Consider the following 22,239-nt stretch of genomic DNA (forward strand, 5'->3'; position numbering starts at 1 on the left):
GGCCTCGACCGGGGCCCGACACGTCAGACGGACGGTCCGACCGGCGCCGGGGTGGCCCCCGGGACCGGGTGCGTCCATCCGTACGGGTCCGGCTGGAGGCCGTACTGGATGGCGGCCAGCTCGTCCCGCAGCCGGGTGGTGATCTTCCCCGGGTGGCCGTCGCCGATCCGGACGCGCCGCTCCTTCGTCGTCACCGCTCCGATGGGCACCACGGACGCGGCGGTCCCGCAGGCGAAGGCCTCCGTGACCCTGCCGTCCCCGGCGGTCAACTCGACCAGGGAAACAGGCCGTTCGGCGACCCGCACCCCGAGGTCGGACGCGATGCGCAGCAGGCTGTCACGGGTGTTGCCGGCCAGGATCGTCCCGGAGAGCGGCGGGGTGACCAGCAGCGGTGCACCGCCCTCGTCCCGAGTGACGCAGAAGAAGTTCATCGCGCCCAGTTCCTCGACCCAGCGCCGCTCCTCCGCGTCCAACCACAGCACCTCGTGGCAGCCCTGCGCCACGGCCTCGGCCTTGACGGCCAGGCTGCCCGCGTAATTTCCGGCGCACTTGGCCGCCCCGGTGCCACCGCGCGCCGCGCGGATCCGGTCGCTGGAACACCACACGTCGATGGCCTGGTGGCCGTCGGCGAAGAAGTGGTCGACGGGCGAGCCGATGACGGCGAACAGGTACTCCAGGGCCGGCCGGACCCCCAGCGACGGTTCCGTGGCGATCATGAACGGGCGCAGGTACAAGCTCTGCCCCGGCCCGCGCGGCACCTGGTCGGCATCGGCCGAGGCGACCAGCTCGCAGGCCTCGACGAACACCGCCGGGGGCAGCTCGGGCATGGCCAGGCGGGCGGCACTGAGGTTGAACCGCTCGGCGTTGGCCCCGGGTCGGAACAGCGATAGCGAACCGTCGGCCCGCGGGTACGCCTTGAGGCCTTCGAAGATCGCCTGTCCGTAGTGCAACGTCATCGCCGCGGGCGAAAGCGCGAGCGGGGCGTGCGCGCTCAGCTCGACGTCGGACCAGCCGGCCTCGGGCGTCCAGCGCGCCAGCGCCATGTGCCCGGTGAAGTGCCGGCCGAAGCCGAGCGGCTCCGTGCCCATCCGGTTCACTGCCCCATCACGTAGGCCGGCAGCAGCGCGGCCTCCAGTTCGGCCGCCCGCTCGCGGAACTCGGCCTCGCTGTCCGCACCGAGGACCAGCAGCGTGCACCAGACGGACGGGTGCAGTTCGCCGATCTCGGAGCCGGCCGGGCGGCTCCGTACCGTCCGCAGGACGTACGGGAACCGGGAGATCAGCTCGTCGGAGGGCTCCTCCAGGATCCGGCCGGTCTCGGCGGGCGCGATGTTGATCCAGCCGATGTAGGGGTACGGCGCCTGCTTGGCCGGCAGTTCCGCACCGGGCCCGCCCAGGGCGGCGGCGATCCACAGCTCCCGCAGGTCGGCACCCTGCGGGCCGAAGCTCTCCGGGATGGCGCCGCCGGCGAACCGGGTGGCGATCTCGGAGAACCACAGCTCGCCGTCCGCCCGGCGGAAGATCTCCAGGTGGGTGATCTCGTCGGTGATGCCGAACGCCGTGTTGATGCGCTCGTGCAGCTGCTCGACCTCCTCGTACAGCGCGGCCTCGCGGTCGCGCGGCAGGAGGATCGAACCGTTGTCGCGGCCCGGGGTCGTGACGGTCATCCGCGGACGGAGGTAGCGGCTGACGCCGAAGACCCGCGGCTTGCCCTCCGCCCAGACCGCGTCCACGTGGAACTCGTCCCCGTCCAGGACCTCCTCGGCCATCAGGAACTTGACCGTCGCGTCCCGGCCCGCCTCCTGGAGCACGGCGGTGAGCCCGGCCGCGTCCTCCACCTTGGACGTGTCGACCGAGCCGAGACCGGCGGCGGGCTTCACGATGACCGGGAAACCGAGTTCCTGCTCGACCTGCCGAACCGAGCCCTCGACGTCCCCGGTGGACAGGGAGACGTAGCGGGCGCAGCGGATGCCGGCCTGTCGGGCGCGGTCCTTCATCGCACGCTTGTCCCGCATGAGCACGGAGGTCTCCACGGCGGGCAGCTCCAGCCCGAGCAGCTGGGCCAGGTAGGCGGCGCCGAACTGACTGAACTCGGAGAGGCTGAGCAGCCGGTCGATCTTCACACCGCGAGTGCGGATGTCCACGGCCAGCTGCGCCAGCTCGTCGATGGCGTCGAAGCTGCGGATCACGTAGTGACGGTCGACCCGCTCCAGCAGCTTCGGGTCGACGCCGCGGTTGGCGGCCTCCCACTCGTCGAAGACCAGGGTGACCGAGGCGCCCCGGTCGAGGACGGCCTCCAGCGTGACCCGGTCCCAGCGGCACACCAAGACATTCATTTGCTTCTCCCTACTCGTTCGCGCGATGCGCCGGTTCAGTCCCAGTTGAGGCTCAGCGGGATGGCGGCTCCGGCGGCCGTGGTCCCGACCGCGGCGGACGCCCCCTCGCCGTTCACTCCGAAATCGGCCGTACCGAGCGCAATGGCGGCGAGTGCGGCAAAGACAGCGACGGCATTCTTGACGTAATTCATGTGAAACTTCCCCCGTTTTTTCTCACTGCAGTCGGCCGGTTCGAAGAACATTCCGGCCTGTTTTCCCCTTGTGGCGATCCTGCACGAGGAACTGCGGCGGCCCAAGGGATGTGGCTGGCAGCTTGGGGTCTGGCACCTTGGTGTCACCGTGCTGCGGGCTCCGCCGGGGCCCGCCGCGCCGCGGCGCCCGGGGCGGCGGGCGGGGTGGCACGCGGCGGGAGCGGGGCGGGCGCGGGGCGGTGACCGGGCGCCGTGAGGGCAGCGTAACCAATCTCCGCAGAACGGGTATTCACCCGGATCGGCGTGAACTCGCCGTACGCCCGAAGGGTATGCGCCCGAAGGCGGAAGAGGGAGAAAGCGGAGAAGGCGGAGGAGACATAAAACGGAAGGCAGTCGTCCGAAGTGCGAGGCGCGAAACGGGATGCCTTAAAGGGACGATCTCATTCCGCGTGGTTCAGGGGCGTTCGAGGAGCGTTCGGCTGCTTTCAGCGGCGGGTGAAGCGGGTGGTCAGGGGGGATTCCGCGAGCCGGCCCGGGGGGAGTTTGCGGCCGTGGGCGACGAGGAGGAGGTCCTGGGCGGCGCCGTGGAGGGGGGCGCCGGCGCCGAAGGACCAGTCGAGGTCGGTGGCGCGCAGTTCGATGCCGCCGAGGTCGGTGCGGAAGAACCTGAGGGTTCGGGCGTCGACGCGGGCGAGCAGGGCGCGCAGGCGGTCCTCGGGCACCCGGCGGTCGAGGCCGAGCGCGACCGTGACGTCCAGACCGTGCACGACGTCGTGGGCCAGCGCCATCGGCAGGCCGCCGACCGGCGGGGTCCACGGGCGGTCCGCGTTGTCCCGCAGGAACGAGGCGAGTTGGCGGGGCGGGTACGCGGCCGCGTCGCGGCGTGCGCACGCGTCGGTCATCCGGTGGAGGCGCCCGCCCGCCCTGACGAGTTCCCGCGCCGTCTTCGCGAGGGAGTACCGGAATCCCGTCGTCATGTGGGCCGCGACCTCACGCACCCGCCAGCCCGCGCACAGGCTGGGGGCGTCCCAGCTCCCGGCCGGGAGCCCGTCCAACAGGTCTGCCAGCTCCCGGCGTTCGGCTGCGATGGCCGCTGCGAGTTCCATGGTGTCCGCCATGCGTCCAGGGTGACCGCGGGGGCGGGTGGAAGTCCAAGAGCCTGTTGTGCTGGTTCCTAGAATCGTTGGTTATGGAGCTTCGGCAGTTGCAGTACTTCGTCGCGGTGGTGGAGGAGGCGGGCTTCACACGGGCCGCCGCCCGACTGCACCTGGCCCAGCCGGGGATCAGCGCGCAGATACGGCAACTGGAACGGGAACTCGGGCAGCCGCTGCTGGACCGGTCGGGCCGGTCGGTGACGCCGACGGAGGTGGGCCGGGCCCTGCTGCCGTACGCGCGGGCCGCGCTCGCCGCCGTCGAGGGGGCCCGGCAGGTGGCGGACGCGTTCGGCGGGCTGCTGCGCGGGCGGGTCACCATCGGGGTGCTTTCCGGGGCCGCCGTCCACGAGTTCGACCTGGCCGCCGTCCTGGCGTCGTTCCACGAACGGCACCCGCACATCGAGGTCGCGGTGACGGAGGACTCGTCGGAGCGGATGCTCGACGCACTGCGGGAAGGTCTGCTCGACCTCGCGCTGATCGGGCTCGCGGACGAGGAACCACCGGCCGGGGTCCGTCTCAAGGTCCTGATCGACGAGCCGTTGGTCGCCGCCGTCGCCCCCGACGACCCCCTGATCGCCCTCGCCGCCGACACCGACGGCCGCGGCCTTCCGCTGGAGGCGCTGCGCGACCGGCCGGTGATCGCCCTGCCCCGCGGCACCGGCAGCCGCGGCGTGCTGGAACGCGCCTGCGCGCGGGCGGGGTTCCGGCCGCGCGTGGTGTTCGAAGCGGCCGATCCGCGGTTCCTGTGCCAGTTGGCCGCCCGGGGGCTCGGGGTGGCCGCCGTACCCGGGGTTCCGGCGGACCTCGCCGAGGCCCTGGGCCTGCGGATCCTGGCCTTCGCCGAGCCGCGGCCGCGCGCCCGGGTCGCCCTCGCCTGGCGGGCCGCCGGACCGACCGGACCGGCTGCCGGAGCGCTGCTGGAGCGCCTGCGGACCGATCTCGTCACCGATACGGACACGGGTGCGGGTGCGGGTGCGGGTGCGGGTGCGGGTGCGGGTGCGGGTGCGGGTGCGGGTGCGGGTGCGGGTACCAATGCCGGTACGGGTACGGACGGGGCGCCGCCGGTTGTGGAATAGTTGATTGCCCCACATTCGGGCGATTCGGGCTCTTTGAAGGGCTCCTGCGAGAGGGCCGCGTTCGGGGCGCCGGACCGCCGTGCACGAGGGCTGTGATGCCGGCATGAGGAACCCCCGGTCCGACGGCACCCCGTACCGCCGCCTTCTCCGTACCGCTGTGGTCGCCCCCTGCGCGGTGGTGCTGATCGTGGGCGGCGCCCCGCCCGGGGCGGGCGCCGCGTCGGCGGCGGACCGCGGCGCGGCCGGGCCCGCGGCGACGGCGGGCGCGACGGAGCCCGGCACCGGGCTCCCGGGGGCGACGGAGCCGGTCGATCCGGCCGCACTGAGGTCCGCCGTCGAGGCGGCGGCGAGGAAGTTGATGGTGCCGGGTGCGGTCGTGCTGCTCCGCACCCCGCAGGGCACGGTCCGGACGACCGTCGGCACGACCGAGCTGGGCGCCTCCGACCGCCCCACGACGGCGGACCACTTCCGGATCGCATCCAACACCAAGACCATGACCGCCGCCCTGATCATGCTGCTGGCGCAGGACGGGAAGCTGAAGCTCGACGATCCGGTGTCCGCGTACGTCCCCGGCGTGCCGAACGGCGAGCACATCACCGTCGCCGACCTGCTGAGGATGCGCAGCGGGCTCCACAACCACACCGACGCGCCCGAGCTCGCGGCGCGGATGGACTCCGACCCGGGCAGGGCCGTGACACCGCGCGAGATGCTCGACATCGCGTTCCGGCACGGCCCGAACTTCGCGCCCGACGCGTCCTACGAGTACAGCAACACCAATTACGTCCTGCTGGGCCTGGTCGCCGAGAAGGCGGGCGGCGGACCGTTGGCCCGGCAGCTCCACGACCGGCTGTACGCGCCGCTCGGGCTGGCGGGCACCTCGCTGCCCGCCGCCGACGACACCGCACTGCCGAGCCCGTACGCGCACGGCTACATGTACGGCGGATCGGCGTACGCGCTGGTGGACGAGCCGTACCCCGCCGAACTGACGGCGGCGGCGCGCTCCGGGAAGCTCAAGCCGGTCGACTACACCCACCAGAACCCCTCCTACGCCTCCGCCGCCGGCGGCGCCATCTCCACCGCCGACGACCTGGGCACCTGGATCCGGGCCCTGGTCAGGGGCGAGGTCCTCGACCCGGCCGTCCAGAAGCAGTGGCTCGACAGCCCGCGGGCCGAGGACCCGGCCGCGCCCGACGGGCAGAAGTACGGGTACGGCATCTCCTACCAGCGCTTCGCCCCGGACGCCGCGATGTACTACCACGGCGGCGAACTGCCCGGCTTCAATTCCTTCATCGGCCACGACCCGGTCAACGACGTCACGCTCGTCATCTGGACGAACCTGACCCTGTCGCCCGACGGCAGGACGACGGCCAACGCCCTGCTGCCCACCGTCCTCAACCAGGTCTACGGCCTCTCGCTGCCCACCGTCACCGACCAGGGCATGTCGTAGCCCGGACCGCGCGGCCGGCACGCGGCAGTACGGGGCGGCGCGGGCGGGCGTGCACCCGATGGGCCCAACCGGACGTGCGCGGCGCGGGGCGGCACGTGCCCAATGGCAGGAGGCTGCATTCCGCCCCAGCCGTTCCCGGGAGTGCCATGACCCTGCCGTCCGACCCGCCCGCGCCGCCGGACCCGCCGGACCCGCCGGACCCGCCGCGACCGCCCGAGCCGGGCCGACCGCCCGAGCCGGGCCGGCCGCGGCGCGTCGTGCGGAGCGCGTTCTCGGCGGTCATGATCACCCTCGCCTGCCTGTTCGTCCCGCTGTCCCTGATCACCGTCTGGGTGCACGACATCGTGCTGGACACCGGCCGCTACGTGTCCACCGTCGCGCCCCTCGCCTCGAACCCGGCGATCGAGGCGGCCGCCGTGCACCGGATCGGCGAGGCGGCGGACGTACGGGTCGACGGGGCCCGCATCACCGCCGACCTGGCCGAATGGCTGGAGAAGCAGGGGCTGCCGCCGAGGGTGGGTACGGCCGTCAAGGCGCTCGGACCCTCCCTCGACTCAGCCGCCGACGAGGCCGTCTCGAAGGTCGCTACCCGCTTCGTCGAGAGCGACCGGTTCGAGTCCCTCTGGACCGACGCCAACCGCCTCGCCCACGGGGCCGTGGTGCGCGCGCTCACCGGCCACGGCCGCGGCGCGATCGAGGTCGACGGCGGCACCGTCACCCTCGACCTGGGCACCGCCGTGGAGACCGTCAAGAAGGAACTCGTCGACGCCGGGCTCTCCCCGGCCGCGAAGATCCCGGACGTCGACAAGCAGATGGTCCTCTTCCACTCCGACGAGCTGAAGAAGATCAGGGGCGCGGTCCGCCTCCTCGACGTCGTCGGCAACTGGCTGCCCGTGCTCACCGTGGCCCTCGCGGCGGCCGGCGTGCTGCTCGCCCGGCGCCGCCGCCGGGCCCTGGTGACCACCGCGCTCTGCGCCGCGGCCGCCTGCGTCCTGGTCGGCATCGCGCTGGTCGTCGTACGCCACCAGTACCTCGACCACCTGCCCGCGCAGGTGCAGTCCCCGGCGGCCGCGGCGGCGGTCTTCGACACGCTCGTGCGATTCCTGCGGGTCGCCCTGCGGACCGCCGTGGTGCTCGGGGTCGTCGTCGCGCTCGGCGCGTACCTGACGGGGCCCGGCCGGCTGCCGCGCGGCGTCCGCGGCCGGGCGGAACGCACCGCCGACTCCACCGCCCGCTGGGGCGCCGCCCACGGCGTGCACGGCGGGCGCGCCGGTACCTGGATCGAGGCGAACCGGCGCTGGGTCACCGCGGTGGTCGTGACCGTCCTCGCCCTCGTGTTCGCGCTGTGGAACCACCCGACGGTGCTCACGGTGCTGCTGTTGGTGCTGGTCCTGCTCGCGGTCCTCGCCGTGCTCGCCCTGCTGGCCGCCACGGGCCGGGCCGCCGAGGGGAACCCGCGAGGGCCGGCGGACGGGGGTGCGGCCCGTGCGGGCCCCTGACCGGCGCGGGCGCGGGTCGCTGTTCCAGCGGCCCGCGCGCGCGGTCCGCCGGGACCTGTCGCAGCTGGTGTGCGCGGTCCTCGGACTGCTGCTGGGGCTGGTGACGCCGATGATGTCGGCGGGGCCCCGGGTCGACGCCGGACGCGCGGCGAACCTGCTGTTCACGATCGGGTTCGGCGTGATCAGCCTGGTCAGCATCATCTACTCGATGCTGTTCCTGGTCGTGCAGTTCTCGGCCGGCGCGTTCACCCCGCGCCTGGCGCTGTTCCGGGACGAGCCGATCGTCTGGCGCGCCTTCGCCTTCACCGTCGGCGTGTTCGTCTTCTGCGTCACCTCGGGGCTGTCCATCGGCGTCAGCGACAGCGTCTCCGCCCTCGTCCCCTGCCTCGCCATGCTGTCCTCGCTGATCGCGATCGGTCTCATGCGGACGCTCCAGATGAAGGCGTTCGGCTCGATCCAGCTCGGCCACTCGCTGACCGCCATCTGCGACCGCGCCCACCTCCTGTTCGACGACCTGTACGAGCGGCCGTACGACCCCGGCCGGGAGGCGCGGCCCCCGCCGGTGCACGGCGCCGGGGGCACACCCGTGCGCTGGTCGGGGCCGGCGGCCGTGGTCCGGCGGATCGACGTGCGCGCCCTGGTCGCCCTCGCGGAGGAACACGACTGCGCGATCGCGTTCCGCGTCACCCCCGGCACGCCCGTGTGGCGGGGCACGGTGCTCGCCGAGGTGTCGGGCGCCGGCGGGCCGCCCGCGTCGGCGCTGCTCGCCGCCGTGGCCACCGGGTCCGAGCGCACCTTCGACCAGGACCCCGACCTGCCGTTCCGGCTGCTCGCCGACATCGCGCTGCGGGCGCTGTCCCCGGCCGTCAACGATCCGGCGACGGCGGTCGAGAGCATGGACCGGACGGAGGACCTGCTGACCCGCCTGGCCGACCGCGAGCTCGACATCGGACGGTTCCCCGACGGGGCGGGCCGGCTGCGGGTGACGGTCCCGGTCCCCGACTGGGAGCAGTACGTCGCCACCGCGGTCGACGAGCTCTCGTTCGCCGCCGCGGGCTCGCCGATGGCCCTGCGCAGGCTCCGCGACCTACTGGCCCGGCTGGAGGCCCGCTGCCCCGCCGAGCGGCGCGCGGTCGTACGGGAGCGCCTGCGCCGGGTCGACCGCACGGGCGCCGGGGCCCATCCGCTGGTGTGGGCGGCCCCCACGGCTCCGTAGCGGACGCCCGGGTCGCCCGGGTCGCGCGGAGCGCGCCGGCGCCTTCTCCTGAAGCCATGGAACCCGAGGCATCCGCGCCACCGGACGAGGTCCCCACCACCCGGCAGATGCGCCGCATGCTGCTGGCGCCCCTGTCCCGCTCGGTGGCCTCGGCCGGACTGCTCACCTGGCTGTTCTACGTGGCGCCGCTGGACCGCGAGGCCGGGATCACGACCGTGCTGCTGCTGATCCTCGGGCTCGGTCTGTTCGGGGCGCTCGTCATCTGGCAGGTGTTCGCCATCACCCACGCGAAGCACCCCCGGCTGCGGGCCGTGGAGGCGCTGGCGACCGCCGTCCCGCTGTTCCTGCTGCTCTTCTCCGTGACGTACTTCGTGCTCTCCCTGAACGACCCCCCGTCGTTCTCCGAGCCGCTGAACCGGACCGACGCCTTGTACTTCACGGTCACCGTGTTCGCGACAGTGGGCTTCGGGGACATCGTCCCCACCAGCCAGACCGGCCGCGCGCTGACCACGATGCAGATGATCGCCGACCTGATCGTGGTCGGGCTGATCGCCAAGGTGCTGTTCGGCGCGGTCAAGATCGGGATGCGCCGGCGCGCGGCCCACGGGCCCACGGACCCGGACGACGGTTCCGGCGGCGCGGGACGCCACCCGGGTGGACCATCGAGGAAGCGGGAAAGGAAGTGATCCATGGCGGAGCCGCGCACCCCTTCCGAGTCCGCGCAGGGCGGCGGACAACCGCAGGAGGCCGACGTCCTGCGGCACATCCTCCGCAGCCCCGGCTACCTGAAGACACTCGTCCTGTGCGCCCTCATCGGCATCCCGGTCTCCCTGGCCGCGTTCTGGTTCCTGGTGGCCCTGCACGAGCTGGAGCACGTCCTGTGGGCCGACCTCCCCTCGGCCGTGGGCCTGACGGACCCGCCCTGGTGGTGGCCGTTCCCGCTGCTGCTCTTCGCCGGAACCGTCGTCGGCCTGATCGCGAGGCACCTGCCCGGCGCGGGCGGTGACGTCCCGGGGGCCGGACTGCACACGGGGGTCGCCTCGTCGGCGGCGCTGCCCGGGATCCTGCTCGCGGCCGCGGCCTGCCTGCCGTTCGGGGCGGTCCTGGGTCCGGAGGCGCCGCTGATCGCCCTGGGCGGCGGCCTGGCCCTGCTGTTCCGGGACCTGTCGAGGGCGCCGGCGACCCCGCGCGGCCTGGCGCTGCTGGGCGCGGCCGGGTCCGCCGCGGCCATCGCCGCGATCTTCGGGAACCCGCTCGTCGCCGCGGTCCTGCTGATCGAGGTGGCGGGCGTGGGCGGGCCCCAGTTGTTCGCCGTGATGCTGCCCGCCCTGCTGTCGAGCGGCATCGGCTCCCTGGTGTTCACGGGGCTGGGGCGCTGGACGGGGCTGGGCACCGGTGACCTGTCCCTGAAGCTGTACGCGCCGCTCCCCCGGCTGGACGCGCCGGACGTGTTCTGGGCGGTGGCCATCGGAGCGGTCTTCGCCGTCGCCCTGCACCCCGTGTCGGTCGGGGCCCGGGCGGTCGCCGACTACGTCACGCGGCGCCCCTTCGCCCGGACCGTGCTGTGCGCCCTCGGCGCGGCGGCCTGCGCCGCCCTCTACGCCCTGATCACCGGCCGGTCGCCGGCCGAGGCCGCGTTGTCGGGGCAGGCGGCCCTCGGCTCGCTGGCCGCGGACCCGTACGCCTGGGGCGTCGGCGCGCTGCTCGCCCTCCTGCTGTTCAAGGGCATCGCCTACGCGTTGTGCCTGGGCAGCCTGCGGGGCGGCCCCGTCTTCCCCGGGCTGTTCCTCGGCGCGGCGGCGGGCGTGCTCCTCGCCCCCCTGCCGGGACTGGGGATCGCCCCCGCGATGGCGGCGGGGATGGCGGCGGCCACGGCCACCATGCTGCGGCTGCCGGTGAGCAGCGTGATCCTCGTCGTCCTGCTGCTCGGCAGCGCCGCGATGATGCCCGTCGTGATCCTGGCGGCCGTGGTCGCCTTCGTCGTCACGGAGCTGCTGCCCGCGGGGCGCCCGGCACCGGCGCCGGCCGGCGGGACGTGACGGTGCGGCGGCCTCGTCAGCACTTGAGGCCGGCGGAGGCGGCCGTCGTGGCCTCGTCGAGGGTCTGGATCTTCGGCTGGAGCTGGGTCAGGGCGTCCTTGCCGGTGGTGTCGCCCGGCAGGCCCTCGTAGGCCTTCTTGAGGTCGTCGGCGGCGGCCTGCACCGCGTTGCGCTCCGCCTCCTTGAGGGCGGCGGTGTTCTCCTTCACGCCGGCCCAGTCCTTCTGGACGGCGTCGTAGGCGTCCTTGACCTGGTCCTTGGTGGCGTTCGCGGGGCTCAGGGCCTTCAGCTTGGCGTTGTCGGCCTTCAGCGCGGCCAGGTCGGTGCAGAGGTCGGCTGCGGCCTGGGTGGCCTTGCTCGCCTCGTCGGAGGGCGAACTGTCGCTGTCGTCCGAGCAGGCGCTCAGACCGAACACCACGCTGACGCACAGCGTGGCGATCACCGGGAAACGCTTCATGGAGGGGCCTTCCTCGACCAGGGGGGACCAGACAGGGCGGACGCACGAGATTTATCAGTACATATGCCTAAATCCGCATCGATCGACACGTGACGCACCCGGACACCCTCCGTTCGGAGTCGCCCCGCCACGAGCCGCGGCGGCCCCCGGCGCGCGCCCCGACACACCCCCGGCGCCGGGGCGCGCCGCACGCCGCCCGAACCCTCCCCCCGGGGGCCTCCGATATCTGTCGCCGCGAAGTGAGAATTAACCACGAGGCCCGGTAAACATTTCTCACACATACGGTGGGCCCGAATTATTCATCCCACGGAACGGCCCCCACCGTGCTACTGTCGATACCAGTTGCAGTTGTGGTTCCCAAAACTCCAAGTGCCTCCACCGGATTCTTTCGGGTGGAAGCACTTCTGTATTTCCGGTGCATTTTCCGGACGGGGCAATCATCGCGGCGACACGGAGTCGGCACAGTGCGGACTCCGGGCTTTGCCCCCGAAGGAGATTTAAAATGGCATCTGGCACCGTGAAGTGGTTCAACGCTGAAAAGGGCTTCGGCTTCATCGAGCAGGACGGTGGCGGCCCCGACGTGTTCGCCCACTACTCGAACATCGCTTCCCAGGGCTTCCGCGAGCTCCAGGAAGGCCAGAAGGTGAACTTCGACATCGCGCAGGGCCAGAAGGGCCCGACGGCCGAGAACATCGTCTCCGCCTGACGCAAGCGCAGGACGAGCCGGGTCCCGCACCTTGGGGTGCGGGCCCCGGCTCGTCCTTTTTTCCACACGGGGGGCAGTGGCCCACGGCTCCGGAATGGAATTCCGTAAGAGCCTCCGCGGCCCGCCCGGCCGCATCGTTCGGCCCACCCCGTTCCGTTTTTTCATCCGGCCCGTTCTCGCTATTCTCCGCGCGGTGCGTTTCGCTGCGGGAATTCCTTGATACGCGCCGCATCAAGGAAGGTTCCCCATGAACCGCACACGTACGAATGAACGATCCTCCCGCGGCCGCTCCGGCGGCGGCTCCTGGTCCTCCTCCACCCGTTCGGCCGCCCCCTCCCGCTCCGGCGGTGGCGGTGGCCAGGGACGGTCCGGCGGCTACGGCCGTCCGAGCGGCGGTTACGGCCGTCGGCCCGCCGCCCAGCAGGGGGAGTTCGCGCTGCCCGAGACGATCACCCCGGCGCTGCCCGCCGTCGAGGCGTTCGCCGACCTCGGCATGCCGCAGCCGATCCTCGCGGCCCTCGTGGCCGGGGGCGTGACCGTTCCGTTCCCGATCCAGGCCGCGACCCTGCCGAACACCCTCGCGGGCCGTGACGCCCTCGGCCGCGGACGTACCGGCTCCGGCAAGACCCTCGCCTTCGGCCTCGCGCTGCTCTCCCGCACCGCGGGTCGACGCGCCGAGCCCCGCCAGCCGCTCGCGCTGGTCCTCGTACCGACCCGCGAGCTCGCGCAGCAGGTCACCGACGCGCTCACTCCGTACGCCCGCGCCGTCCGGCTGCGGCTGGCGACCGTCGTCGGCGGCATGTCCATCGGCCGGCAGGCCTCCGCGCTGCGCGGCGGCGCCGAGGTCGTCGTCGCGACGCCGGGCCGCCTCAAGGACCTCATCGACCGCGGTGACTGCCGGCTCGACCAGGTGGACATCACCGTCCTGGACGAGGCCGACCAGATGGCCGACATGGGCTTCATGCCGCAGGTCACCGCCCTGCTCGACCAGGTCCGCCCCGGCGGCCAGCGGATGCTGTTCTCCGCGACCCTCGACCGCAACGTCGACCTGCTCGTGCGCCGCTACCTGCACGACCCGGTCGTGCACTCCGTCGACCCGTCCGCGGGCGCCGTCACCACGATGGAGCACCACGTGCTGCACGTCCACGGCACGGACAAGCAGGCCACGACCACCGAGATCGCCGCCCGCGAGGGCCGCGTGATCATGTTCCTGGACACCAAGCACGCGGTGGACCGGCTGACCCAGGACCTGCTCAACAGCGGCGTACGGGCCGCCGCGCTGCACGGCGGGAAGTCCCAGCCGCAGCGCACCCGCACCCTCGCGCAGTTCAAGACCGGGCACGTCACCGTGCTGGTCGCCACGAACGTCGCCGCGCGCGGCATCCACGTCGACAACCTCGACCTGGTCGTCAACGTGGATCCGCCCACCGACCACAAGGACTACCTGCACCGCGGCGGCCGCACCGCCCGCGCCGGTGAGTCGGGCAGCGTCGTCACCCTGGTCACGCCGCAGCAGCGGCGCGCCATGACCCGCCTGATGTCGGACGCCGGCATCAGCCCCACGGTCACCCAGGTCCGCTCCGGCGAGGCCGAACTGCAGCGCATCACGGGCGCCCGCACCCCCTCGGGCGTGCCGGTCGTCATCACCGCGCCGCCCGCCGAGCGCACCTCGCGCAGCGCCACCTCCCGCGGCGGACGCGGCCGCCCTTCGCAGGCCCGGCGTCGCCCGGCCCGCGCGCAGTCCGCGCTCGACGCCGCCGCGTAAGGTCCGCGACCCGTCCCCGGCCCGACCCGCGGGGTCCACACCGTGAGGTCCGCGGTGTGAGCCCCCGGGCTCCGGGCCCTACGGTGGGGCCAGGGGCCCGCGGCCCCGAGGCCCCCGGTCCGGGGCCCGGCACCGGCCGGGGTCCGACCACCGGGCCGTCCCCTTCCTCCCCTGCTATTCCCTGTGAGGTCCCATGCGCTGCGTCATCGCCCGCTTCCCCTTCGACCTGACCAAGAGCGGCGTGCTGGAAAAGATGAAGGGCGTCAAGCCCGAGCCGGTCACCGGTGACTCCGTGATCATCGGACGCCGCACCTACCCCGTGAAGCAGGTGGGCGAGGTCGTCACCCGGCAGGACCGCCGCGACTTCAGCGCCGCCGAGGTCATCCGGGCCATGACCCAGCTCGGTTTCACCTGCCGCACCCTCCCCGTCGAGCCCGCACCCGCGCCCGCACCCGCCCTCACCCCCCTCCAGCGGGCCGCGGCGGCACTCGGAACGCCGGTGTCCGCCTGACCCACCGAACCCGCCCGCAGGTGGGGACGCCGGCGTTGCCCCGAGGGTGGGGCGACGACGGGACCTGTGGATGGTGTTGAATTTCCTTCGGGGCCCCGGTGCCGTACGGCGCCGGGGCCCCGACACGTTCCCCGAGGAGGTGCGGATGACGGCGGACAACCCGCTCGGCGACCGACTGGAAGACGACGACTACCCCGCCTACACGATGGGGAGGGCGGCCGAGATGCTCGGCACCACGCCCGGGTTCCTCCGCGCCATCGGTGAGGCCCGGCTGATCACCCCGCTGCGCTCCGAGGGCGGCCACCGCCGCTACTCGCGCTACCAGCTGCGGATCGCCGCCCGGGCCCGGGAACTCGTCGACCAGGGCACTCCGGTCGAAGCGGCCTGCCGCATCGTCATCCTGGAGGACCAGCTGGAAGAGGCCCAGCGCATCAACGCCGAGTACCGGCGGGCGGCGGGACGACCGGACGACGACACCGGCTGACCCCCCCCCGCGGGCCCCTCCGCCACCCCGCGTCCCCGACATCGCGCGACCGCCCGGCTCCGGGCGGTCGTTCGGCACATTCGCGCCACCTGTCGCGCGGACCGCCGGTTACCGTCGCCCGGACGCCCCGTACGGGGCGACGGCCGACGGGCCGACCGAGCGACGGATCACCACGGGGATGTGACCGATGAACCAGGACGAACGGGACGACAGGACGGAACTGAACGACCGGGCCGACGCGACCGAACGGGGCGACCGGGTCGGCGCGACCGAGCAGGGCGAGCGCGGCGACAGGAGCGGCCGGGCCGAGAGGGACGAGCGGGACGACCTTCTGGCGCTGCGCTTCGAGGAACACCGCGCCCACCTGCGGGCGGTGGGCTACCGCATGCTGGGATCGCTCGGCGACGCCGAGGACGCCGTACAGGAGACGTGGCTGCGGCTGAGCCGGTCCGACGTCGGCGCCGTCGACAACCTCGGCGGCTGGCTGACCACCGTCACCGGGCGGATCTGCCTGGACCTGCTGCGCTCCCGCACCACCCGGCGCGAGGAACCCCTGGAGGTGGGTGAGGCGCCGGTGCGGCTGCCCGACCCGGTCGTCAGCGGTCCCCACCGGCTCGACCCCGAGCAGGAGGTGCTCCTCGCCGACTCGGTGGGCATCGCCCTGATGGTCGTCCTGGAGACCCTGTCCCCGGCCGAGCGGCTCGCGTTCGTCCTGCACGACATGTTCGCGGTGACCTTCGAGGAGATCGCGCCGATCCTCGGCCGAACGCCCGCGACGACCCGCCAACTCGCCAGCCGCGCCCGGCGCCGCGTCCAGGGCGTGGCGCCCGCCCCGGACGGCGACCCGACCCGGCGCCGGAAGGTCGTGGACGCCTTCCTCGCCGCCTCGCGCGGCGGGGACTTCGAGGCCCTGGTCGCCCTCCTCGACCCGGAGATCGTGGCCCGCTCCGACGGCGGGTCCGTGCTGCCCAGCCTGCTGCGGCGCGGCGCGGCCGACGTGGCGTCGCAGGCGATCACCTTCGCCCGGTTCGCCGAGTCCGCCCACCCGGCGCTGGTCAACGGCACGCCCGGGGTGGTGTCGATGGCGGACGGCAAGCCGCTGTCGGTCATGGCGTTCACCATCCGGGACGGCCGGATCACCGCGCTGGACATCCTCACCGACCCCGAGCGGCTCGCGCTGATCGACCTGAGCGCGGTCCTCGCCGGCTGACCCGGGGCCCGGCGGGACGGGCCTTCGGAGTCGGGCGCCCCCGCCCGACAGGACCCAGCGGCTCCGGCTCACACCGCCGGGGCCGCGACGGCCGGGGCCTCGACGGGTGCCGCGGAGGCGGGCGCGGCCGGGGCCGGCGGGGGCGTGAGCAGCGGGGGGTTGAGCCGGGCGAAGCCCTCTTGGCGCTCGTACGGGAAGTACGGGTACGGCGCCGGACGGTGGCTCGCGGCGTCGAGACGGGCCGTCTGCTCGGGCGTCAGGGACCAGCCGACCGCGCCGATGTTCTGCCGGAGCTGCTCCTCGTTGCGCGCGCCGATGATGACGGACGAGACGGTGGGGCGTTGCAGCAGCCAGTTGATGGCCACCTGCGGGACGGTCCGGCCCGTCTCCAGCGCCACCTCGTCGAGGGCGTCGACCACGTCGTAGAGGCGCTCGTCGTCGACCGGCGGACCGTAGTCGGCGGTGTCGTGCAGCCGACTGCCGGGCGGCAGCGGACGGCCCCGGCGCAGCTTGCCGGTCAGCCGGCCCCAGCCCAGCGGGCTCCACACGAGTGCGCCCACGCCCTGGTCGCGGCCCAGGGGCATGAGTTCCCACTCGTAGTCGCGGCCGACGAGGGAGTAGTAGACCTGGTGGGCCACGTAGCGGGGGAAGCCGTGGCGTTCGGAGGCGGACAGGGACTTCATCAGCTGCCACCCCGCGAAGTTGGACACGCCCACGTACCGGATCTTGCCCGCGCGCACGAGTTGGTCGAGGGCGGAGAGCACCTCCTCCACGGGGGTGGCGGCATCGAAGGCGTGCAGTTGGAAGAGGTCGAGGTGGTCGGTGCCGAGTCGGCGCAGGGCGTCCTCGGTCGCCTTGATCAGGCGGGAGCGGGAGGTGCCGGCGTCCATGGGGCCGTCGCCCGTCGGCAGGCCGGCCTTGGTCGACAGGATCACCTGGTCGCGGCGGCCCCGGACCGCCCGGCCCAGGACCTCCTCGGAGGCGCCCTCGGAGTACACGTCGGCGGTGTCGAACAGGTTGATGCCCGCCTCCAGGCAGATGTCCACCAGCCGGCGCGCCTCCTGGGCGTCGGTGGTGCCCCAGGCTCCGAAGAGCGGCCCCCGGCCGCCGAAGGTGCCGGCTCCGAAGCTGAGGGCGGGGACCTTGAGGCCGGACGTGCCGAGCTGCCTGTACTCCATGACGTTTCCCTCCAGAAAGCGGTAACGGGACCGCAGACCCTTTAAGGTGATGCCAACGTAACACCACACCGCCACTAATGGAACCGGAGACCCGTTATGGCTTCGAGCGATGCCTCTGAACCGGGAACCGTCCGCCCCGGGGGCAGAACGGCCCGCGTCCGCACGGCCGTGCTGCGGGCGGCCGGGGACACCCTGGCCGAGCAGGGCTTCCACGCGCTGGACCTGGCCGAGGTCGCCCGTCGCGCGGAGGTCGGGAAGACCACCGTCTACCGGCGCTGGGGAAACGTCGCCGCGCTGGTCGCGGACCTGCTGACGGACATGGCCGAGCAGTCGCTGCCGCGCACCGAGACGGGCTCCCTGCTCGACGACCTCACGGCCAACGCGGACCTCGTCCGGCGCACGCTGACCGACCCGCGCCAAGGCGCCCTGTTCAAGGCGGTCATCGCGGCGGCCACGAGCGACCCGAGGACGGCCGAGGCCCTGCACCGCTTCTACGAGGTCCGCGTCGCGGAGTGGGCGCCGTGCGTACGGGAGGCAGTCGAGCGGGGCGAACTCCCGCCGGGCACCGATCCCGCCGAGGTGATCCGGGCCGTCTCGGCCCCCCTGTACTACCGGTTCCTGACCACCGACGCCCCCCTGGACGAGGCCACGGCCACCCGCGCCGCCCGCGCGGCCCTGGCGGCGGCCCGCGCGGGGGCGTACGCCTGAGCGGACACCCGACGGACGGAAGGCACGGCCGGGGGCCGGCGAGGCCGGCCAGGTGGTGGTGGGTCGGGCGTCAGGTCCGGTCGACGAAGACGCTCGTCGACTTCACGCGGGCGGTGGCGCGCATGCCGACCGCGAGGCCCAGTTCCTCCACGGCCTCCCGGGTGAGCAGCGACACCACCCGGTGGGGGCCGGCCTGGATCTCCACCTGGGCGCCGACCGTGCCCAGCTTGATGCCGGTCACGATCCCCGGGAACGAGTTGCGGGCCGAGGTGTGGCGGGCGTCCTCGTCCTCGGCGCCCTCCTGCGCGACCTCGACGCAGAACGCCGCCAGGTCCGGGCCGTCCACGATGCGCCGGTTGCCCTCGCGGCGCGTGGGGAAGCGGCCCGCGTCGGCCCAACGGCGGGCCGTGTCACTGCTCACGCCGAGCAGCCGGGCTGCCTGGCCGATCGTGTAGGACTCCATGGGCCGCAGCCTAGGCGAACCCCCGCCGCCGCCCGTCCTCCGCGGCCCGTCGCCCGACGTCGCCCGACGTCGCCGATGTCGCCCGTCCGCGGTACGACCGTCCTCCACGCCCCCGGGTGCGCGCGGGTCAGGCCGCCGTCGCGCGTTCCGGGAGGCCGAGCGCGTGGTGCAACGTCGCGTCCGACGGGGTGCCCGTGGTCGTGGTGCCGTCCGGGAGGCGGATGAGGGGGATCCCGGGCAGGTCCTCGCGCCGGACCCGTTCGAGGGCGGCGCGCAGCTCGTCGGTCCCGTCGTCGCGGCGCACGACGGAGAACTCGGCGGCGACGCGGCGGAGCACCCCGGGGTCGGCGATGTTCAGGCCGTCGGTGTGGTGGGCCCTGAAGAGCCGCTCGACCACGGCCTCGGCCCGCCCCTGCCCGGCGGCGTCCGCGATCAGCCGGTGCGCCTCGAACGTGTTGGACCACAGGGCCCGTTCGTGGTCGAACTCCAGGCCCTCGGCGGCAGCGAGCGCGGTGATGCGGGCGACGGCGGCGTCGGCCCCGTCCCCGAACGCCCGGCGCAGCACGTCCGACTTGGGTTCGCCCCCGGTGCCCGCCTCGGGAGCCAGCTGGTAGGGGTGGAAGACGAAGTCGACCGTGCCTCCCCGGGCCCGGACGCGGGCGGCGGCCCGGCGCAGCCGGTTGAAGGCGAAGTACGACCAGACGCAAGGGATGTCGAGAGTGATTTCGATCTTCACCTGGGGCCTCCAAGTACGGTTCCGGTACAGGGGACGACTGACGACGCAAACGTAGGAGCGCGAAGGCGTCGCGGTCATCTGTCGGGTGACCGGGATCGAAGGGGGAACCTCCGTGCTGGTGGGGAGGGGCGAGGAACTGGCCGTCGTCGAAAAGCTGCTGACGGGGGCGGGGGCCGGGCGCAGCGGGGTCCTGGTGGTCCGGGGCGAGGCGGGCATCGGCAAGACCGCCCTGCTGGACGCCGCCGTGGCCGCGGCGGGCAACGGCCCACGGGTCCTGCGCGGCACCGGGACGGAGTTCGAGAGCGCTTTGCCGTACTCCGGGCTGCACCTGTTGCTGCGGCCGGTGCTCGGCCGGATCGACGCCCTTCCCGGGGCCCAGGCGGCGGCCCTGCGGACCGCGCTCGGGATGGGTGAGGCGGCGCCGAGCGGCGGGGACCGGTTCCTGGTCGGGCTCGCGGTGCTGACCCTGCTGGCGGAACTCGCCGAGGAGGGGACCCTGTTCTGCGTGCTGGACGATGCCCAGTGGCTGGACCTGGCCTCCGCGGAGGCGCTCGTGTTCGCCGCCCGGCGACTGCACGCGGAGCGGATCGCCGTCCTCTTCGGGGTACGGGATCCGCACACCCCCGGGTTCCGGCCCGACGGCTTCGAGGAGCTGCGGTTGCGCCGCCTCGACACGGCGGCCGCCGGCGACCTGCTGACCTTGTACGCGGCCGACCTGCACCACCACGAACGGCAGCGCATCCAGCGGGAGGCGGAGGGCAACCCGCTGGCCCTGCTCGAACTCACCACCGCGCGCCGGGAGGGGCACGGGCTGTCGTACGACGGTCCGCGCGGCCGGATCGAGCAGGGCTTCGCCGCCCGGATCGGGGCACTCCCGGAGGCCTCGGGCACCTTGCTGCTGGTCGCCGCCGCGGCCGACGAGGGCGACGCCGGCACGGTGTTCGAGGCCGCCGGCCTGCTGGGCGCGGGGGTCGGCGACCTGGCGCCCGCCGAGGCCCAGGGCCTGGTCCGGCTCGACGGGGGCCTGCTCGTGTTCCGGCACCCGCTGATCCGCTCCGCGGCCTACCGGTCCGGACCGGCGGCCCGCAGGCTCGCCGCGCACCGGGCCCTGGCCGACGCGGGCGGCGGGCACCGAGCAGCGTGGCACCGGGCCCAGGCCCAGGCCGCGCCCGACGAGGGCGTCGCCGCGGAGCTGGAGCGCAGCGGCGAGCAGGTCCGCGCGCGGGGCGGTCACGCGGCGCTGGCCACGGTGTACGAGCGGGCGGCCGCCCTGAGTCCGGAGCCGGCCGAGCGGGCGCGCCGGCTGGGTTCGGCGGCCCGGGCCGCCCTCGACGCCGGGCAGTTGGACCGGGCGGGGGAGCTGGCGGAGGCGGCCCGCCGCGAGCAGGGCGGCGACGCGAGGGCCCGCGCCCGGGTGGCGGAGATCGCCGCGGAGGTGGCCAATGAGCAGGGGGACCTGTCCCGGGCGCACGTCCTGCTGCTGGACGCGGCCCTGCCGATCGCGGCGACCGAGCCGCAGGACGCCGGGCGGATGCTCTTCCTGGCGGTGGGCAGCGCGTGGGTGGCCGGTGATCCGGTGGCGGCGGCCGGTGCGGCTGCCGCGGCGGCGGAGCTGGAGCTGCCGGGCGGTTCCGCGATCCAGGCCCTGGCCCGGGTGTCCTCGTCCGACGCGGCAGTCCGGACGACCGCGCTGCGCGCCCTGCGGGAGGCCTCGTCCGGCCCGTCGGGGGATCTGCGCGAGGGCTTGAGGGCGGCCTGCTGGAGCGGCCTGTTGGGCGATCACCGGGTCGCTTACGAGCGGGCCGGGGCCGTGGAGCGGGAGTGCCGGGCGCAGGGGGCGGTGGGGTTGCTTCCCCGGGCCCTGCTGGAGGTGGCGCAGGCCCAGTTGCGGCTCGGGCTGCACCGGGACGCGTTGGCCGGGGGGACGGAGGGGCTGCGGATCGCCTCGGACACCGGCCAGACCCGGACCCGCGCCCAGCTGGCGGCGGCATTGGCCCAACTGGCCGCGGCACGGGGGGACGAGGCCTGGTTCCAGGAGCTCGGGCTCCTCGCGGACGCCGTGGACCTGCCCGACGTACGGCACTTGAGGACCTCGGCCGCGATCCTGCTGGACCTGGGGCTGGGCCGATTCGACGCGGCGGCGGACCGGGCGGCCGCGGCTCCCGCCGGGTCGGCGTGCACCTGTTGCGGTCGGGACGCCGACGAGGTCGAGGCGGCCCTGCGGGCGGGCCGTCCCGAACAGGCCCGGGAGGCGTTCGCCCGGCTGGCGGAGCTGGCGGGGCACCTGGACGGGCCCGGGGTGCACGCCGTGCGGGCCCGGTGCGAGGGGCTGTTGGCGGGCGGCGTGGGCGGCTCGGGCGGCGTCGGCGGTTCGCCGGCCCCGAGTGGTTACCCGGAAGAGGGCGGTGACCCGGAGGAGCGTTTCCGGCGGGCCCTGGAGCTGCACTCCGTCCGGGACACCGACCGGTTCGAGGAGGCCCGTACGAGGTTGCTGTACGGGGAGTGGCTGCGCCGGCACCGGCGTCCGGTGGACTCCCGGGGGCCGTTGCGGGCCGCCCAGGAGGCCTTCGACCGGCTCGGGGCGCGCCCGTGGGCGGACCGGGCCGCGGCGGAACTGCGGGCCTCGGGTGAGAGCCGGACCGGCCCGGGGACGCAGTCCCCGACGGACCTCCTGACGCCCCAGGAGTTGCAGGTGGCCCGGCTGGCGGCGGCGGGCCTGACGAACCGTGACATCGGCTCGCAGCTCTTCCTCAGCCCCAGGACGGTCGGTTACCACCTCTACAACGCCTATCCGAAGCTGGGCGTGAGCTCCCGCGTGGAACTGGCCCGGCTGGACCTCGCGACGTAGCGGATCGGTCGCGCCGCACCTGCGCCCGGTCATCGACCGTTTCACGTGAAACGGTCGATGACCGGGTGGTGCCGGTCGGGTTCCAGGTACCCCACCCCAGTCGTTCGACAGAGGCTCCGGTCGCGCCGTCGACCCTAGGTTCGGGGCAAGGGAGCACGGCGGCGCACCGCCCCTCCCGATCCGGCCGCCGCGGCCGGACCCGCCGGACCGACGAGG

The 22,239-nt window shown here is 74.0% G+C and carries 21 protein-coding genes; 13 read left to right on the forward strand and 8 right to left on the reverse strand.

Annotation, left to right across the window (positions count from 1 at the left end):
• Positions 1 to 23 precede the first annotated feature (23 nt).
• The 4 genes from ACFVS6_RS00675 to ACFVS6_RS00690 form a co-directional block, all read right to left on the reverse strand.
• A complete protein-coding gene (locus ACFVS6_RS00675) occupies positions 24 to 1,088 on the reverse strand; it encodes a branched-chain amino acid aminotransferase (protein ID WP_389699774.1) in 1,065 nt (354 codons plus the stop codon).
• A gap of 5 nt (positions 1,089 to 1,093) precedes the next feature.
• A complete protein-coding gene (locus ACFVS6_RS00680; RefSeq protein ID WP_389699775.1) occupies positions 1,094 to 2,335 on the reverse strand; it encodes an acetyl-CoA carboxylase biotin carboxylase subunit family protein in 1,242 nt (413 codons plus the stop codon).
• A 35-nt stretch (positions 2,336 to 2,370) separates the two neighbouring features.
• Positions 2,371 to 2,577, reverse strand: coding sequence for a hypothetical protein (locus ACFVS6_RS00685; protein ID WP_389699776.1), 207 nt, complete (start codon positions 2,575 to 2,577; stop codon positions 2,371 to 2,373).
• A 434-nt stretch (positions 2,578 to 3,011) separates the two neighbouring features.
• Positions 3,012 to 3,644, reverse strand: a complete 633-nt coding sequence (locus ACFVS6_RS00690; protein ID WP_389699777.1) for a maleylpyruvate isomerase family mycothiol-dependent enzyme — start codon at positions 3,642 to 3,644, stop codon at positions 3,012 to 3,014.
• Between the two features lie 71 nt (positions 3,645 to 3,715).
• Here ACFVS6_RS00690 and ACFVS6_RS00695 point away from each other — a divergent pair, with 71 nt between their 5' ends.
• The 6 genes from ACFVS6_RS00695 to ACFVS6_RS00720 all read left to right on the forward strand — a co-directional run bounded on the left by ACFVS6_RS00695 (position 3,716) and on the right by ACFVS6_RS00720 (position 10,957).
• Complete coding sequence (locus ACFVS6_RS00695) at positions 3,716 to 4,756, forward strand: LysR family transcriptional regulator (protein ID WP_389699778.1); 1,041 nt, start codon at positions 3,716 to 3,718, stop codon at positions 4,754 to 4,756.
• Between the two features lie 103 nt (positions 4,757 to 4,859).
• Complete coding sequence (locus ACFVS6_RS00700; protein ID WP_389699779.1) at positions 4,860 to 6,203, forward strand: serine hydrolase domain-containing protein; 1,344 nt, start codon at positions 4,860 to 4,862, stop codon at positions 6,201 to 6,203.
• A 146-nt stretch (positions 6,204 to 6,349) separates the two neighbouring features.
• Positions 6,350 to 7,702, forward strand: a complete 1,353-nt coding sequence (locus tag ACFVS6_RS00705) for a hypothetical protein (protein WP_389699780.1) — start codon at positions 6,350 to 6,352, stop codon at positions 7,700 to 7,702.
• A complete protein-coding gene (locus ACFVS6_RS00710; protein WP_389699781.1) occupies positions 7,689 to 8,918 on the forward strand; it encodes a DUF2254 family protein in 1,230 nt (409 codons plus the stop codon). The genes ACFVS6_RS00705 and ACFVS6_RS00710 overlap by 14 nt, the downstream gene beginning before the upstream one ends.
• 56 nt (positions 8,919 to 8,974) lie before the next feature.
• A complete protein-coding gene (locus ACFVS6_RS00715) occupies positions 8,975 to 9,604 on the forward strand; it encodes a potassium channel family protein (RefSeq protein WP_389699782.1) in 630 nt (209 codons plus the stop codon).
• A gap of 3 nt (positions 9,605 to 9,607) precedes the next feature.
• Positions 9,608 to 10,957: a chloride channel protein gene (locus ACFVS6_RS00720; protein WP_389699783.1), complete on the forward strand. Its 1,350-nt coding sequence runs from the start codon at positions 9,608 to 9,610 to the stop codon at positions 10,955 to 10,957.
• Positions 10,958 to 10,973: 16 nt separating this feature from the next.
• Here ACFVS6_RS00720 and ACFVS6_RS00725 read toward each other — a convergent pair whose 3' ends face one another.
• Positions 10,974 to 11,414, reverse strand: a complete 441-nt coding sequence (locus ACFVS6_RS00725; RefSeq protein ID WP_389699784.1) for a hypothetical protein — start codon at positions 11,412 to 11,414, stop codon at positions 10,974 to 10,976.
• Positions 11,415 to 11,916: 502 nt separating this feature from the next.
• Here ACFVS6_RS00725 and ACFVS6_RS00730 point away from each other — a divergent pair.
• The 5 genes from ACFVS6_RS00730 to ACFVS6_RS00750 all read left to right on the forward strand — a co-directional run bounded on the left by ACFVS6_RS00730 (position 11,917) and on the right by ACFVS6_RS00750 (position 16,090).
• A complete protein-coding gene (locus tag ACFVS6_RS00730; RefSeq protein WP_030206327.1) occupies positions 11,917 to 12,120 on the forward strand; it encodes a cold-shock protein in 204 nt (67 codons plus the stop codon).
• 247 nt (positions 12,121 to 12,367) lie between these two features.
• A complete protein-coding gene (locus tag ACFVS6_RS00735) occupies positions 12,368 to 13,885 on the forward strand; it encodes a DEAD/DEAH box helicase (RefSeq protein ID WP_389699785.1) in 1,518 nt (505 codons plus the stop codon).
• Between the two features lie 193 nt (positions 13,886 to 14,078).
• A complete protein-coding gene (locus ACFVS6_RS00740; RefSeq protein WP_389699786.1) occupies positions 14,079 to 14,396 on the forward strand; it encodes an SCO5918 family protein in 318 nt (105 codons plus the stop codon).
• 145 nt (positions 14,397 to 14,541) lie between these two features.
• The gene (locus ACFVS6_RS00745) at positions 14,542 to 14,880 is read left to right on the forward strand and encodes a MerR family transcriptional regulator (RefSeq protein WP_281207462.1); all 339 of its coding nucleotides are present in this window, start codon (positions 14,542 to 14,544) and stop codon (positions 14,878 to 14,880) included.
• A 187-nt stretch (positions 14,881 to 15,067) separates the two neighbouring features.
• Positions 15,068 to 16,090: a sigma-70 family RNA polymerase sigma factor gene (locus ACFVS6_RS00750; RefSeq protein WP_389699787.1), complete on the forward strand. Its 1,023-nt coding sequence runs from the start codon at positions 15,068 to 15,070 to the stop codon at positions 16,088 to 16,090.
• A gap of 68 nt (positions 16,091 to 16,158) precedes the next feature.
• On the opposite strand, the gene ACFVS6_RS00755 is transcribed toward ACFVS6_RS00750, so the two are convergent.
• Positions 16,159 to 17,268: an aldo/keto reductase gene (locus tag ACFVS6_RS00755; RefSeq protein ID WP_389699788.1), complete on the reverse strand. Its 1,110-nt coding sequence runs from the start codon at positions 17,266 to 17,268 to the stop codon at positions 16,159 to 16,161.
• 96 nt (positions 17,269 to 17,364) lie between these two features.
• Between ACFVS6_RS00755 and ACFVS6_RS00760 the strand changes: the two genes are divergently transcribed.
• On the forward strand, positions 17,365 to 17,976 hold the full coding sequence (locus ACFVS6_RS00760; RefSeq protein ID WP_389699789.1) for a TetR/AcrR family transcriptional regulator: 612 nt from the start codon (positions 17,365 to 17,367) through the stop codon (positions 17,974 to 17,976).
• A 70-nt stretch (positions 17,977 to 18,046) separates the two neighbouring features.
• Here ACFVS6_RS00760 and ACFVS6_RS00765 read toward each other — a convergent pair whose 3' ends face one another.
• Both ACFVS6_RS00765 and ACFVS6_RS00770 read right to left on the reverse strand, forming a co-directional pair.
• Complete coding sequence (locus ACFVS6_RS00765) at positions 18,047 to 18,439, reverse strand: molybdopterin-binding protein (protein ID WP_389699790.1); 393 nt, start codon at positions 18,437 to 18,439, stop codon at positions 18,047 to 18,049.
• A gap of 127 nt (positions 18,440 to 18,566) precedes the next feature.
• Positions 18,567 to 19,175, reverse strand: coding sequence for a DsbA family protein (locus ACFVS6_RS00770; RefSeq protein ID WP_389699791.1), 609 nt, complete (start codon positions 19,173 to 19,175; stop codon positions 18,567 to 18,569).
• A 112-nt stretch (positions 19,176 to 19,287) separates the two neighbouring features.
• Here ACFVS6_RS00770 and ACFVS6_RS00775 point away from each other — a divergent pair, with 112 nt between their 5' ends.
• Positions 19,288 to 22,023, forward strand: a complete 2,736-nt coding sequence (locus ACFVS6_RS00775) for an AAA family ATPase (protein ID WP_389699792.1) — start codon at positions 19,288 to 19,290, stop codon at positions 22,021 to 22,023.
• Positions 22,024 to 22,239: the final 216 nt, after the last annotated feature.

Source organism: Streptomyces sp. NPDC057939 (genome assembly GCF_042887545.1).
In the GTDB taxonomy this organism is placed as follows: Bacteria; Actinomycetota; Actinomycetes; order Streptomycetales; family Streptomycetaceae; genus Streptomyces.